Genomic DNA, 14,465 nt, shown 5'->3' on the forward strand with positions numbered 1-14,465 from the left:
GCAAAAAGGCATTCGACTAGCAGTAGTGTTGCTTATTTCTTATAGTCCTGCTGGGGCCGTAGGAAGAATAATTAAATTATTGACGAGTAAATGGTTGCTTAATGTACTCATTAAACGGTTAACCTAATACAGTTTGTTTTATGCTAAATTATAGTACGCAATATGACGTAAAATGGGTTTAAATTGAAAGGATAAGTCTTGGGAGGAGCATGAAACGACTGCACAGTGAATTAACCGATTTGATGAATAGAAGTGTTGATCGTCATGTTAGGCTCGCAGTAACAGGGCTTAGCCGCAGTGGAAAAACCGCATTTATTACTTCATTGGTCAATCAACTATTGAATGTGAATGCGGGCGCGCGGCTCCCTCTGTTTTCTGCTGCGCGTGATAAGCGGTTGTTAGGGGTTAAGCGGATACCTCACCGTGATTTGTCGGTACCTCGTTTTGCGTATGATGATGGGATTGCATCACTTTATGGGGAGCCACCACAATGGCCAACACCAACAAGGGGTGTAAGTGAAATACGCCTTAAATTGCATTACCGTTCAGAAGACTCTTTTTTACGTCACTTTGTCGATAACTCATCATTGTATTTAGAAATTGTCGATTACCCCGGTGAATGGTTGTTGGATTTACCCATGCTAGATTTAAATTATTTAGCGTGGTCTGAGCAAATGAACACCTTAATAAAGGGAAAACGCGCGCATTTGGCCCACTCGTGGCTGGCATTGTGTGAGAAATGTGACCCCTTAGCCCCAGTCGATGAAAACTTACTCGCTGAGATTGCCGCTGCCTATACCCAATATCTAGTGGAGTGTAAGGCCCAAGGCCAACATTTTATCCAACCTGGCCGCTTTGTTTTGCCTGCTGAATTAGCTGGAGCGCCTGCACTACAGTTTTTCCCATGGCCTAATGTGGCTAAATATGGCGATAAAAAGCTCGCACAGGCAGGCAAAAACACCAATATTGGTGCATTGCAGCAACGCTATCAATATTATTGTGAACATGTCGTAAAAGGCTTTTATCGTGATTATTTCCAACGCTTTGACCGGCAAATTGTTTTAGTTGATTGTTTACAACCCTTAAATAGTGGGGTTGATGCTTTTAATGATATGAGAATGGCATTAACGCAATTAATGCGCAGTTTTCATTATGGAAAGCGCACATTACTGAGGCGTTTATTTTCGCCATGTATTGATAAATTACTCTTTGCGGCGAGCAAGTCAGACCATGTAACACCAGACCAACATGCAAACCTAGTGGCTTTGTTGCAGCAGTTAGTGCAAGAGGCGTGGCAGCATGCTGCATTTGAAGGGATCAGCATGGATTGTGTGGGTTTAGCGTCAATACAAGCAACCGAAAGTGGCCTTGTGGATTACAAAGGTGAAAAATTACCTGCATTAAAAGGGGATCGGCTAAGTGATGGCCAACCGTTAATGTTTTATCCAGGAGAGGTGCCAAAACGATTGCCTAATGAACAATTTTGGCAAGCACAAGGTTTTCAATTTGAAGATTTCAGACCAAGGCCAACGCCAATGGATCAACCATTGCCACATATTCGTATGGACAGTGCGCTTGAATTTTTGTTGGGAGATAAACTGAAATGAATGAACCCTTAAAACAGCGTTTAGATTTCGCTGAGAATAGTGAAAATAATACGAAAGAATCGCTAAAAAAAGCCCAAGTTTTTGATGAACGAGAGCTCGAAAAATTTACCCCAGTCTCTCTGGAAACAGAGCAGGACAGCCAAGAGGGAGAGGTTGAAAGCCTGATTAACGAAGCGCTAAAACCAAAACGGAGTTTTTGGCGGAAATTAGTTGGTGCGGCCGCGGGGATTTTTGGTGTCAGTGTCGTTGCTCAGCTTGGCGTTTGGATCCACCAATCATGGGTAACACAAGATTGGACGGCATTAGGTGTCGCCGCTGCGGGTGGCTTAATCGTCGTAGCGGGTGTCGGGTCAGTTGTTGGCGAATGGCGGCGGTTGTATCGCCTAAGAGCGCGTGCGGAGGAGCGGGATTTTGCTCGCGAATTATTGCACAGCCATGGCATGGGGCAAGGAAAGGTTTTTTGTGACAAACTGGCAAAGCAATCTGCGTTATCAATGCAGCATCCAGCGATTGTTAATTGGCAAGCCACTCTCCATGACTCTCATAACGATAGAGAAGTTGTTGAATTATATAGCCGAATGGTTCAGCCTATTCTTGACGAACAGGCTCGTAAAGAGATTAGTCGTTGTTCCGCAGAATCGGCCATTATGATTGCTGTGAGCCCGTTAGCGCTGGTGGATATGGCATTTATTGCTTGGCGAAATATTCGTTTAATTAATCGGATCGCGGCAATCTATGGTATTGAGCTCGGTTATTACAGCCGAATTAGGCTGTTTCGTATGGTGCTGATTAATATTGCCTTTGCTGGGGCATCTGAATTAATTCGTGAAGTGGGGATGGACTGGTTATCTCAAGATATTACCGCAAGGCTATCAACACGAGCAGCACAAGGTATTGGGGCTGGTTTGTTAACTGCGCGTTTAGGTATTAAGGCCATGGAGTTATGTCGACCGCTACCTTGGATTGAAAACAAGCCACGTTTAGCCGATTTTCGCCATCAGTTAATTGGCCAATTGAAGAATGTTATTCCAAGTAAAAAAGAAAAAGTGTAGAGAAACATCGTTGGCAGGGTGAGTTGACAGTTTTTACTCGCTCTGCAGCATCATTTGTTGATTAATGTTTTTATTGTCATTTCAAGTCACAAAAAATTGAGAAAAGCTGTGATTTTATTTGTTGATGGCTACAAAGCTTACAGGCTGTCAACAATTTGTGACACAAACACTGTATTCCCTTAATGTTTAAAGCTAAAATACCTTCATTCTCTCGGCTTTTTTTGATAAAGGTTTCTATCCATGCGCCTCGAAGTGACCTGCCAAGACCGTATCGGTTTAACGCGTGAATTACTTGATCTGTTAGTCCTACAAAATATTGATTTGAAAGGTATTGAAATATCTCCCCAACGTAGGATTTACCTAAACTTTACACCTGTGGATTTTCAGGTATTCAGCACATTGATGGCAGAAATACGGCGTATTAATGGCGTTATTGATGTTCGCCGGATTTATTTTATGCCATCAGAAAGAGAGCATAAAGCGGTTTGGGCATTATTGAACTCATTTCCAGAATCTGTTTTGTCTATTGACAATAAGCTAAATATTGAGTTGGTTAATCCAATGACATTGCAATTATTTGGCTATGATGAGGCAAAAATTAGAGAAAAAACCTTTTCTCAGTTAGTTGGCAACCAAGGGCTAGCACGTTGGTTTGAACGAGAGTTACCCGAAGCTTATACAGAAAAAGTCGTGATTAAAGGCCAAGACTACTTGATGCAAGTGACGCCTATTATTTTGGCAGATGAAAATGGCAAATTCCATTGCACAGGAGCCGTATTATTATTGAAATCGGCTGAGATTTTAGATAAGCAACGTCAACAAGTCGTCGAAGTGGATGGCAGCGGTTTTGAACAAATTATTGCAGTTAGTCCTGTCATGGCAAATGTCGTTGAACGCGCTAAACGCGTTGCTATGTTGGATGAACCATTATTACTTGTTGGTGAAACGGGGACAGGGAAAGATATCCTAGCGAAAGCTTGTCATTTGCATAGCGCTCGAGGAAAAGAACCATTTTTAGGTTTAAATTGTGCTTCGATGCCCGACGATGTTGTGGAAAGTGAATTATTTGGTTATGCGGCAGGTGCGTACCCAAATGCAGTTGAAGGCAAAAAAGGTTTTTTTGAACAAGCAAACGGTGGAACGGTGTTGCTTGATGAAATTGCTGAAATGTCGCCACAAATGCAAATTAAGTTGTTACGTTTTTTAAATGATGGAACATTTAGGCGTGTAGGGGAAGAGCGGGAAGTTAAGGTTAATGTCCGTGTAATTTGTGCAACCCAGAAAAATTTACCTGAATTAGTTGCAGAAAAAAAATTTAGAGAAGATCTTTATTATCGTTTAAATGTACTCACATTAACTATCCCACCATTACGTGAACGTAAAGAAGATATTTTGCCGCTAACGAAAACATTTGTAGGCAGTTTTTCAAAAGAGCTTCATATTGCTGAACCTAAATTGGCACCTTCGCTGATAGAATATCTAAGTAGCTATTCTTGGCCGGGTAATGTAAGACAACTAAGAAATGCGCTTTATCAAGGGTTAACCCAACTTAATGGCAATATATTAGATGCAGAGAATATCCAATTACCTGATGTAGTAAATCCTCCTGCACTGGCTTTAGATTCACTCAATGGCTCTTTAGATGAAATAACTAAACGCTATGAAGCGTCAGTCTTAGCGCGTTTGTATCGTGATTATCCGAGTACCCGCAAATTAGCCAAACGTTTAGATATTTCTCATACGGCAATTGCCAATAAATTGAGAGAATATGGCCTTAATATGAAAAAAGAGCAAAACTAAATTAAATGAATAAAAGGAATAAAAGGAATAAAAGGATAACTCGCGTATTAGCGACAATAGGGCTGGTTTTAAGTGGCTCTTGCATTGCGATAACAATACCTGATCATGGTTTGAGTAAGTATTGCCAAGATGTAGTACGTACAATGGATGAGGTTTATGAGAATGGGGCGCTGACTCAATGTTATTTTAAAGACTTATCTTTATTAGAGGCCTACACACAATATAGAGCCTTATTAATTGATGGAAAACAATTTCTTATTGAGAATTTAGAGAACAACCAGAATATTGAAATGCCTTGCCCATCGGAGGGATGTATTGCTATTCGTTACCATTGGAATGGTGATCAAAACTTGAAAATTGAACAAGAATTTGCTGGGGGAGAAACTCATCTCCAGTTTGTTCAAGATACTAAAGGGACAGCTCTCGAAATTATTCAATATCCTGATTAGTACTACTTGATGGCCCGATAGAGTAAGCAACAGAAGTGAATATTGGGCTTTTTCAAAGATATTACTGCCTATCTTTTATTATTTATCTTTTATCTCGCGTTTAATATAGCAAAACCCTACTAATACTATTGCTAATTGGTGAATTTTCCTGCTATATAACAAAGACAGCTACTGTTTTAGGGTACCGTAATCTCATCTGATGGGTTTCAGCCTACAAGGAGTTGCCATGGACCAATTCACGATTAATTTTGTTGTAAATCGTAAGTTACGCGAATACATGAGCCAGAGTCATTATAAAAATGATATGTTTGAGTCTGCAGCTTCAGCTGCCGAACTTTATCTAATGAATAAAGCCGCAGTAAAATACTTAACGAAGAAAAACCGTTTTACGTGGGAGGCATTGGTAAAAAATGGCCATAAGCCTCGAGACCTTATTATTGATATTTTGACATCTTGTTGCCCCGTAACTCAGGACCAAGCCTTAAAAGTATTGAGCACGCTCTCTCATACTTTGATCTCTATAATGAGTGACAATAAGCTGTTTGCGAATGTTGTTAATGCGAAGAACCACCAGCCGTTGTATTGGGCTCATGTGGATTAGTGTGGTGTTTATATTGGTGAATGAAGCGGGAAATTCCCGCTTCATTATTAATGGTAGTGAATTAAATGATATGAAAAGCTTATTTTAAGCTATTTAATGCACTATCGTAATCAGGTTCTTCAGTAATTTCAGGAACTAATTGGCTATAGATGACGTTGTTGTTTTCATCTAAGACAACAACTGAGCGTGCGTTAAGGCCTTTTAATGGGCCACTAGCGATAGCAACACCGTAGTCATTAGCAAATGAATCGCTACGGAAAGAAGATAGCGTAACGACATTATCTAAACCTTCGGCACCACAAAAGCGGGCTTGTGCGAAAGGTAAATCCGCTGAAATACATAATACTACAGTGTTATCTAAATCATTCGCTAGTTGGTTAAATTTGCGAACCGAGGCAGCGCAAACACCGGTGTCTACACTTGGGAAAATATTTAAAACTTTACGTTTACCTTCATAAGTTTCCAGCGTTGCTTCGCTGAGATCTTTGGTGACAAGGGTAAGGGGTTTAGCTTTAGAGCCTGCTTGTAAAAATACACCATTAACTGTGATGTCATTACCTTTTAATTTAACTGTCTGTGTCATGAATTTTTCTCCCGTTCATAAAGTGAGCCACTGTTAACTTAATCTATCTTCTAATAAAAAAGCTTTGCGATTAAAGTTTTTTTAATGGGCAGTTACACAGTGCTGAGTTTTACATTTTTACTAATGACCAAGTTTTATACAGAAATCTTATCTCTTACCTTGAGCCCTACAGGGGGGAGAGCTAGGCAATATTACATTCTTTTTATTACAGTAAGCTGCATCATCATATAACAACTAAGCATTTATCAATGCTTGCGCTTTTTGTGATGCACGCTTTTAAATTGCCTAATGAAGTGTAACAAAAGAAATTCTGTCTGTATTGGTTTCTTGAGTCATTATTTAGTTATCGGAAATGTGGTAAGGATATGCTAGTTTATTATTCTATAGTACGAATATTAGCTCATGTATATTTAGACCGGTAAATCAACTAATTACACAGGAAATGTGGATTTTTGAAATATGAAAGCATATGATGAATTAAGATAAACTACAGAATAATTCAGTTGTATTGCTGTTTGATACTACCTAAGTTAAGTATGTTTTTTACTCTATAACCTTATGTTTTTTATCGCTATATGAGTATTCGGCTCAAATAATAATTTACCTAAATGAAACTTAATCAGTAAATGCAGTAGTGTTGTTAATAATAGTATCTTCACGTGAAATCACTTAACTCAGCTTTTAGTTAACCTTATTTATATTAACAAGATAGAAAATACAATGCATAAACGTTCATTTACATCTTTAACTGTTTTGATTTCTTCAATTTTATTTACTACACCAGCTATTAGTGCGGTGATACCTACGGGCACAGTTTTAGCTGAAAACCAAGAGGTTACACGTCATTTAAAGGATGAACCTGCGTCTTTGGACCCAGTAAAATCGGTGGGGTTAACGGAAGCGCAAGTCATGCGTGACTTATTTGAAGGGCTGGTTAACCAAGATGACCATGGCAAGCCAATTGCAGGGGTAGCTCAAAGTTGGAACACGGTAGATAACCGTATTTGGACTTTTACACTGAGGTCGGATGCTCAATGGTCAAACGGTGACCCTGTCACGGCTCAGGATTTTGTGTATAGCTGGCAACGACTTGTTTCACCAGGAACATCATCACCGTTTGCTTGGTTTGCAGCATTAGCCGGTATTAATAATGCGCAAGATATCATTGATGGAAAATTACCCGCTGATCAGCTAGGTGTTGAAGCGGTTGATACGCGTACATTAAAGGTTACTTTAAATAAGCCAGTACCTTATTTCCCGTCATTGGCGGCTAATTTTAGTTTATTTCCTGTTCATCAAGGAACGGTTGAAAAGTTTGGTAATGAGTGGATAAAAGTAGGTAATCTAGTCGGGAATGGTGCCTTTGTTTTATCTGATAGAGTGGTTAATGAGAAAATTGTTTTAGTTCCAAATAAATATTATTGGGACCATAAAAATACCGTTATTACCAAAGTAACATTTATCCCGATTAACCAGGAATCTCATGCAACAAATCGTTATTTAGCAGGTGACTTGGATATTACCGAATCATTTCCAAAACAACGCTATCAAAAATTATTGAAAGATATTCCTAATGAAGTGTTTACACCAGACCAATTAGGGACTTATTACTATGCTTTTAATACCCAACGGGCACCAACAGATGATGTCCGTGTCAGAAAAGCTTTATCTATGGCAATTGACCGCCAATTAATTGCGAATAAGGTATTAGGCACAGGGGAAAAACCCGCAAATTATTTTACGCCTGATGTTACCGATGGCTTTAAGCCTGAAAAAGGGCTTTACAATAGCTATTCACAAAAAGAATTAGACCAGCAAGCGAAAGTATTATTACAACAAGCCGGCTTTGGTCCAAATCAACCGTTAGAGTTAACACTATTATACAATAGTTCAGAAAATCATCAGAAAATTGCGATTGCAATTGCCTCTATGTGGAAGAAAAAACTAGGGGCTGAGGTCAAATTAGTTAATCAAGAATGGAAAACCTATATAGATAGCCGCAATACAGGAAATTTTGATGTTATACGAGCGTCATGGATAGGTGATTTTAATGAACCTTCAACATTCCTATCACTACTCACTTCCCAACATAGTGGTAATATACCAAAATTTAATAACTCAATATATGATGATATTATCGCATCAGCGAGTATTGAAACAAATGCGCAATTACGCAACCGCTATTATAATAATGCGGAAGCAATCATTGCGGAAGAAGCTCCAATTGCACCCATTTACCAATATACCAATGCACGCTTGATTAAGCCTTGGTTGAAGGGGTATCCGATCAACAACCCTGAAGATGTCGCTTATAGCCACAGTTTTTATATTATTAAACATTAAAATAGGTGTTCAGCCTGTACAAGGTGCGGGCTGTTTTTTCTGAATGGAAGAAAAAAGCTCCTTCCTCTGGAGAATGGGAAGGAGGACCAAAAAAGGAATAAACACTACCCTTATATAATAAAAAAATCATCGTGAACTTTATTGTTCGTTTGTGTCAATTATGTGATTTTCTTTAGCAAATATGGCGATATTTTGTTACTTGTAAGACCACCTCAATTTTATGGTTGTTTATCTTTTTTTTGTAGTTCAATCTAGTGATGACTAATGCGTCTTTTGAAAAAAATGCAAAATTTTAGCTGTTCGATTACAAATATCATATGTAAAAAAAAGGGAGATATTGCATGGGGTTGATTTATGGTTCGTTATTCCAACACTCAAATCCGGTACATGCATTTCAGTTAAATGGAGATGGTGGGTTGCTTCCCATCGACGTGAATGCCAGCGCGAATCAGCAGTCTCCGTTCTGGCTTCATTATGACTATAAGGATCCGCAAAGTTTTAATTGGATCCAGCAATCAGATCTCTTCAATGAACAGGTGAAGTCTGCTTTATCCGGGCATTCAGGACGTTGGAGATTGATCCGTGTTGGTGATGGTATTTTATTAACATTGCAAACATTAAATACTAATGCGGGCCAACGGCCTGAGCAATTAATTGCATTTAGAGTATTTATTAATAACCGAATAATTATTTCTAGTCGTCATCGAAAAGTAAATTCCTTAGATCCTGTTATTGATGACTTAAATCAGGGAGTAGGCGCGCAAAGTACGGGTGATTGGTTAGTTGAGGTTGCTGATTCTATTACAGATGAAATAAGTGATTTTACTGATTCTTTGCATGAGCGTTTAATTGATATGGAAGACTCCATATTAAATGGCGAAATTCCTGATAGAGGGGAATTTGCATTACTTCGTAAACAAATTATTGTGATCCGCCGTTATATGGCCCCGCAAAGAGATATGTTTTCCCGTTTGACAACGGAAAAATTACTTTGGTTAGATGAAACGGATCGCCGTCGAATTCAAGAAATTTCTGACCGATTAGGGCGTTGTATTGAAGATCTCGATGGTTTTATTGCCCGTACAGCGATTATTTCTGACGAGATAACGAATATGATGACTGAAATGATGAACCGGCGTATTTATACAATGTCATTAATGGCCATGATATTCTTACCAACAACATTTTTAACGGGTTTATTTGGTGTGAATTTAGGGGGGATCCCCGGTAATGAATTTCGTTTTGCCTTTAGTGTATTTTGTGTTTTATTAGCCGCCTTGATTGGAACTGTATTGTGGTGGCTAAGAAAAAGCCGATGGCTCTAATATTGATGACTTATTTGTTATAACCGGACCTAGTTTGAGATAAATCAATAAAACTACAGAGGTTTTAGTGCAGTATTAGTCCTGCAGGTGAATGCAACGTTGAGCGATGAACGTTGTGCTCCATAATTGTAGTTTTTCTCATATTGAGTTCTTATACAGAATAATTGACCACTGTAATGCCGATGTAATTTACATCGGCTTTTTTTTGCATTAAATCCGAGTAAAAATAACCTCCAAACGAGGAGGTTATCAACATACATTATTTTACTTCAATAATATCAAGACGTTCTGCTGAAAAATCAGGTTTGTCATCTTCATCTATAAATGGTTGGAGAGGTAGTTCTTCTTTGTCAAACGCAAGATCACCGCCATTGATAACGTCATCTCCATGAGAAATATTTTTGAAGTCGAATAACTCGGTATCACATAGATGAGACGGAACAATGTTTTGAGTGGCGCGGAACATGGTTTCGATTCGGCCTGGATAACGCTTGTCCCAATCACGTAGCATCTCTTTAATAACTTGACGTTGTAGGTTTGGTTGAGAGCCACATAGGTTACATGGAATAATCGGGAACTCTTTAGCCTGCGCAAAACGCTCAATATCTTTTTCCCGACAGTAAGCCAGTGGGCGAATAACAATGTGCTTTCCGTCATCACTCATCAATTTAGGTGGCATACCTTTTAACTTACCGCCATAAAACATATTTAAGAACATGGTCTGTAAAATATCATCACGGTGGTGACCAAGCGCAATTTTAGTTGCGCCTAACTCAGTTGCTGTACGATACAAAATTCCACGACGTAAACGTGAGCACAGTGAGCAGGTTGTTTTCCCTTCTGGAATTTTTTCTTTTACGATCCCATAGGTATTTTCTTCAACAATTTTGTACTCTACACCAAGGTTATCAAGGTATGCAGGTAAAATATGCTCAGGGAAACCGGGTTGCTTTTGGTCCAAATTAACTGCAACTAATGAAAACTGGATAGGGGCACTTTTTTGCAAACTTTGCAGTATGGAAAGCAGCGTGTAACTATCTTTACCTCCAGACAAGCAAACCATTATCCGGTCACCGTCTTCTATCATGTTAAAGTCAGCGATTGCTTGGCCAACATCACGGCGAATTCTTTTTTGCAACTTGTTTAAGTTGTACTGTTCTTTATTTGTCGTCATTCTATACTGTTCTATTACTGGGGGGTTATATTGCTGATAGATAACTGTACATTCGGCTTTTAAATTATTATTGTTCTATGTTTAAAGCCTAATCAGCGAGATTTATAAAAAGAAGCCCATGATAGCAGAACCTGAGGGAAGAGTGATACCAGTTCGTTCAAAGAGGTGAAAATCGGAGCCCACTCACCGTTATTAGAGTCACATAAACTTAACGTTTTCTATCCGTTGATGGTATGCCTCCAGTTTTAGCTTTAAACACTCAAGCCCCGTGATAACACGCTCTGTAGGTAATGACGTATTAATTCCAATTGCTAAACATTCGCGGGTTCCTTCATCAATAATATTGAGTGCTCTAAAGTGTTTACTGCAATATAAACTGTTATGCATGAAACCCAATACCCATTGAATAATCGAATTTTTTTCAGCATGACCTCTGCAATGGTTATGGTAGAGGAGCTAATTATAGTTGTCTTATTTTTTGGGGGAATGGACAATTACTTTTATTTTAGATATAGAATAAACAATTTTTCAATTACCATCGTTCATTTTGTTAATTTTATAAAGTATATCTTTTTTATATTAGAAAAACACAACTATATTGTGTCCTACTTATTCTTATATAGTATAAGTAGGATTAATAATGAATAAGAAGTAAGAAATAAAAAATTTTATCTACTGGTGATTTTTATATATTCATCAATAAATGGGAATATTAGTAACTTAATAAACTGTTAATCACGGTAGGAACTATATTGGCATTATAGGACCTATATTTGTGACTCTTAGATAGAATGTGTTTTCCATTTTTAATTATCAGGCTTTTCAATTCAGAGGAAATAATAGCGAGATGGAGTGAGTGTGTTATTACAGGGTTATAATAATTTAATGCTGTAATAACAATAAGATATTGAATAGAAATGTTAGCTAATTAACGCTCTGACTTATTTGTAAAAAGAGAATCTTTGATTTTTAAATTTAGTTTATAAATGCGATGTGATTCACATTTTAAGTGTTATGTATCAAAAAAAACAAAACAGATGCGTTTATTTGAATTATTATGTTTTTGCACGTTTGGGTTTTGAACTATCAATATAACTATAAACTAAATGTAAATGCTTAAATTCATATTTTTAAGCAGGAACATATGTTGAAACTAAAATTTAAGTTTCTTTGTTTTAAATTGGTGGGTTAAGGAGATATTAAATCAACTAATCATGATTAAAATCTATTAATGTGGTGATATTTATGAAATATCTTATATTCTTTTTTAGTCTAATTTTTGTTTTTCTTATAGCGTATTTACTTAGTTTTAGTAAAAAAAACATAAAACATAAGCTTCCATCAATACTAATATTGCTAACATTGGAGTTTATTGTTGCAGCTATTATGCTGAATACTACAATTGGGCTTGCTACTCTTGACGGTATAGCATCAGGTATTCATTATATAATTAATTATGCTAATAAGGGGATTGATTTTGTTTTTGGCGATATAAGCAGTAAAACCTCTATGGTGTTTGTTGTTGTCGCTCTTTTACCTTTGATTTTTATTTGTTCGATAATTGGTATACTTAAATATATCGGCGTCTTAGACTTAATTATTAATACTATAGGTTTTCTAATTAACAAAATATCTAAAGTCGGAAAATTAGAGTCTTTCGCTGCTATTAGTGCGGTGATAGTCGGAATGATGCCTGCTTATGTATCAATTAAAGATTACATTCCAAGGCTATCTAAAGCACAGATGTATACTATTGCTGCATGTACTGTCTCAACAGTAGATATTGCATTGCTAGGCGCGTACACACAAATGATTGAGCCACGCTATGTTTTTATAGGTGTTAGTCTCAATTTCTTTAGTACTTTTATTATTGTTTCTATTATTAATCCAAGTGACCCCACAGATATTGCAAGTTGTCCTTTGGGGACAAATAAAGGTGAAAGGGGGTCATTTTTTGAAGTGTTGACCGATCACATGCAGGATGCCTTTAAGCTTATTCTTGCAATTGTTCCTATAATTATTGGTTTTGTCGCCTTAATTAGTATGTTGAACGATGTTTTTTTAAATATTTTAGGAATTAGTTTTCAAGGAATTCTCGGCTATATTTTTTCGCCTTTAGCTTTTATTTTGGGTAGTTCATGGGATGAAAGTGTTAATTTTGGAACAATTATAGCAACTAAAATTTTATCGAATGAGTTTGTTGCTATGATTGACTATATGAAATTAACAAACATTACACCACGAACAGATGCAATTATGTCCGTATTTTTAATATCATTTGCAAATTTCGGTTCTATTGGAATGATTATCGGTTGCGTCACAAGTATAAGCCGAGAACATGGAAAAATGATTGCATCAAATAGTTTTAGATTGATTGTTGGCTCAACTTTAGTCAGTTGTTTATCAGCGACGATTGTTGGTATTTTTGTATAAAATATAAATAAAGGAGTAATAAAATGCACAAAATAATAATAGACTGTGATCCTGGTGTAGATGATGCAGTTGCTATTTTTTTAGCCTTAGCTTCTCCAGAAATAGAATTAATAGGCATAACCACCGTTGCAGGGAATGTTGAATTAGAAAAGGTTCACAGTAATGCACGACAATTACTTGCATTAGCCAATAGGCAGGATATTCCTTTAGCGAAAGGTTGTGAACGCCCACTAATGTCTAAAAGTGGGAGTAAAACTCATGTTCATGGTACTGATGGTCTAGCTGGAGTATTGCTTCCCGCATCAGATTATCAAAATTATTCTGGTCACGCCGTAGATTTTATTATTGATACGGTAATGTCAAATCCAGGTGAAATAACATTATGCACAATGGCTTCTCTTACTAATATCGCAGTCGCTATCATCAAAGAACCAAAATTAGTCGATAATGTAAAAGACATTGTAGTCATGGGAGGAGCTGCATTTACACAGGGGAATATAACGCCAGCTGCTGAGTTTAATTTTTATGTGGACCCCCATGCTGCTCATATCGTTTTTGATAGTGCACGACATATTACTATGCTTGGTCTGGATGTAACAAGTAAGGCTGATATAAGAGCTGGTTTGTGTAGTCCTTTGGAAAAAGGTGGCCTCATCGCTCAGACTGTTGCTGAAATGTGCCGAAGATATGCAGAGTTTGACCCATTTCTCCATGATCCCTGCGTTATCGCATACCTCATTAAACCTGAGATTTTTTCAGGTGTTGACGGTTCAATTACTATCGAATATGAGTCTAATAAATTATTCGGTCATAGTTTTGCTTACACATCTACCACCATTAATCATGACCCAAAAGCTAAATATAATGAAGCTAAATGTAAAATTATTACTGACGTTGATACATCGAAATTAATATCTTTAATTACAGAACGTATCATAACTCTTTGAGGTAAAGAGTAGCAATTGGAATCTAAGTTGACATTTATTTAAAATAAAGAGACTTATTATGGATACTGACTCAGTAATTAAGTGATTGTTTGGCCAATACCTTGGATAATTATTTTCTACAGTTTATTTAAGTTGTGGCATTCTCTTGTTG

At 37.3% G+C, this 14,465-nt stretch carries 11 protein-coding genes and 1 pseudogene; 9 read left to right on the forward strand and 3 right to left on the reverse strand.

Translation table 11 applies throughout. The features are described 5' to 3' along the window. Positions 1-209 precede the first annotated feature (209 nt). From PR800_RS07370 to PR800_RS07390, 5 genes are all read left to right on the forward strand, one after another. Positions 210-1,607: a YcjX family protein gene (locus tag PR800_RS07370; protein WP_272530486.1), complete on the forward strand. Its 1,398-nt coding sequence runs from the start codon at positions 210-212 to the stop codon at positions 1,605-1,607. Beyond that, positions 1,604-2,659 (forward strand): YcjF family protein, encoded by a 1,056-nt coding sequence (locus PR800_RS07375; protein ID WP_166265225.1) that lies wholly within the window; start codon positions 1,604-1,606, stop codon positions 2,657-2,659. The genes PR800_RS07370 and PR800_RS07375 overlap by 4 nt, the downstream gene beginning before the upstream one ends. Before the next feature lie 240 nt (positions 2,660-2,899). Then, complete coding sequence (tyrR, locus tag PR800_RS07380) at positions 2,900-4,459, forward strand: transcriptional regulator TyrR (RefSeq protein WP_272530487.1); 1,560 nt, start codon at positions 2,900-2,902, stop codon at positions 4,457-4,459. A 5-nt stretch (positions 4,460-4,464) separates the two neighbouring features. Continuing rightward, positions 4,465-4,908, forward strand: a complete 444-nt coding sequence (locus PR800_RS07385; protein WP_272530488.1) for a hypothetical protein — start codon at positions 4,465-4,467, stop codon at positions 4,906-4,908. 226 nt (positions 4,909-5,134) lie between these two features. Beyond that, positions 5,135-5,509: an ATP-binding protein gene (locus PR800_RS07390; protein ID WP_102139676.1), complete on the forward strand. Its 375-nt coding sequence runs from the start codon at positions 5,135-5,137 to the stop codon at positions 5,507-5,509. A 79-nt stretch (positions 5,510-5,588) separates the two neighbouring features. Here the strand turns inward: PR800_RS07390 and tpx are convergent, their stop codons facing one another. Continuing rightward, on the reverse strand, positions 5,589-6,092 hold the full coding sequence (gene tpx / locus PR800_RS07395) for a thiol peroxidase (protein WP_102139675.1): 504 nt from the start codon (positions 6,090-6,092) through the stop codon (positions 5,589-5,591). Between the two features lie 720 nt (positions 6,093-6,812). On the opposite strand from tpx, the gene PR800_RS07400 reads away from it, so the two are divergent. Together PR800_RS07400 and zntB are read left to right on the forward strand one after the other, a co-directional pair. Further along, a complete protein-coding gene (locus tag PR800_RS07400) occupies positions 6,813-8,435 on the forward strand; it encodes a peptide ABC transporter substrate-binding protein (RefSeq protein WP_166265216.1) in 1,623 nt (540 codons plus the stop codon). 341 nt (positions 8,436-8,776) lie between these two features. Continuing rightward, positions 8,777-9,760, forward strand: a complete 984-nt coding sequence (zntB, locus tag PR800_RS07405; protein ID WP_102139674.1) for a zinc transporter ZntB — start codon at positions 8,777-8,779, stop codon at positions 9,758-9,760. A 259-nt stretch (positions 9,761-10,019) separates the two neighbouring features. On the opposite strand, the gene ttcA is transcribed toward zntB, so the two are convergent. Both ttcA and PR800_RS07415 read right to left on the reverse strand, forming a co-directional pair. Continuing rightward, positions 10,020-10,934, reverse strand: coding sequence for a tRNA 2-thiocytidine(32) synthetase TtcA (ttcA, locus tag PR800_RS07410; RefSeq protein WP_102139673.1), 915 nt, complete (start codon positions 10,932-10,934; stop codon positions 10,020-10,022). Between the two features lie 249 nt (positions 10,935-11,183). Beyond that, positions 11,184-11,342, reverse strand: a pseudogene (locus PR800_RS07415) (IS3 family transposase); the annotation flags it as partial. A gap of 837 nt (positions 11,343-12,179) precedes the next feature. On the opposite strand from PR800_RS07415, the gene PR800_RS07420 reads away from it, so the two are divergent. Together PR800_RS07420 and PR800_RS07425 are read left to right on the forward strand one after the other, a co-directional pair. Further along, positions 12,180-13,367, forward strand: a complete 1,188-nt coding sequence (locus PR800_RS07420) for a NupC/NupG family nucleoside CNT transporter (protein ID WP_241098825.1) — start codon at positions 12,180-12,182, stop codon at positions 13,365-13,367. A gap of 23 nt (positions 13,368-13,390) precedes the next feature. After that, positions 13,391-14,314, forward strand: coding sequence for a nucleoside hydrolase (locus PR800_RS07425; protein ID WP_102139671.1), 924 nt, complete (start codon positions 13,391-13,393; stop codon positions 14,312-14,314). Positions 14,315-14,465: the final 151 nt, after the last annotated feature.

The organism is Providencia sp. PROV205, assembly GCF_028479505.1.
Lineage (GTDB): Bacteria > Pseudomonadota > Gammaproteobacteria > Enterobacterales > Enterobacteriaceae > Providencia > Providencia huaxiensis.

Excerpts from the sequence above, each read along its gene's own strand:
- zntB (WP_102139674.1), top strand. The coding sequence starts at position 8,777 with ATGGGGTTGATTTATGGTTCGTTATTCCAACACTCAAATCCGGTACAT.
- ttcA (WP_102139673.1), bottom strand. The coding sequence starts at position 10,934 with ATGACGACAAATAAAGAACAGTACAACTTAAACAAGTTGCAAAAAAGA.
- PR800_RS07425 (WP_102139671.1), top strand. The coding sequence starts at position 13,391 with ATGCACAAAATAATAATAGACTGTGATCCTGGTGTAGATGATGCAGTT.
- tpx (WP_102139675.1), bottom strand. The coding sequence starts at position 6,092 with ATGACACAGACAGTTAAATTAAAAGGTAATGACATCACAGTTAATGGT.
- PR800_RS07390 (WP_102139676.1), top strand. The coding sequence starts at position 5,135 with ATGGACCAATTCACGATTAATTTTGTTGTAAATCGTAAGTTACGCGAA.
- tyrR (WP_272530487.1), top strand. The coding sequence starts at position 2,900 with ATGCGCCTCGAAGTGACCTGCCAAGACCGTATCGGTTTAACGCGTGAA.
- PR800_RS07420 (WP_241098825.1), top strand. The coding sequence starts at position 12,180 with ATGAAATATCTTATATTCTTTTTTAGTCTAATTTTTGTTTTTCTTATA.
- PR800_RS07375 (WP_166265225.1), top strand. The coding sequence starts at position 1,604 with ATGAATGAACCCTTAAAACAGCGTTTAGATTTCGCTGAGAATAGTGAA.
- PR800_RS07385 (WP_272530488.1), top strand. The coding sequence starts at position 4,465 with ATGAATAAAAGGAATAAAAGGAATAAAAGGATAACTCGCGTATTAGCG.
- PR800_RS07400 (WP_166265216.1), top strand. The coding sequence starts at position 6,813 with ATGCATAAACGTTCATTTACATCTTTAACTGTTTTGATTTCTTCAATT.
- PR800_RS07370 (WP_272530486.1), top strand. The coding sequence starts at position 210 with ATGAAACGACTGCACAGTGAATTAACCGATTTGATGAATAGAAGTGTT.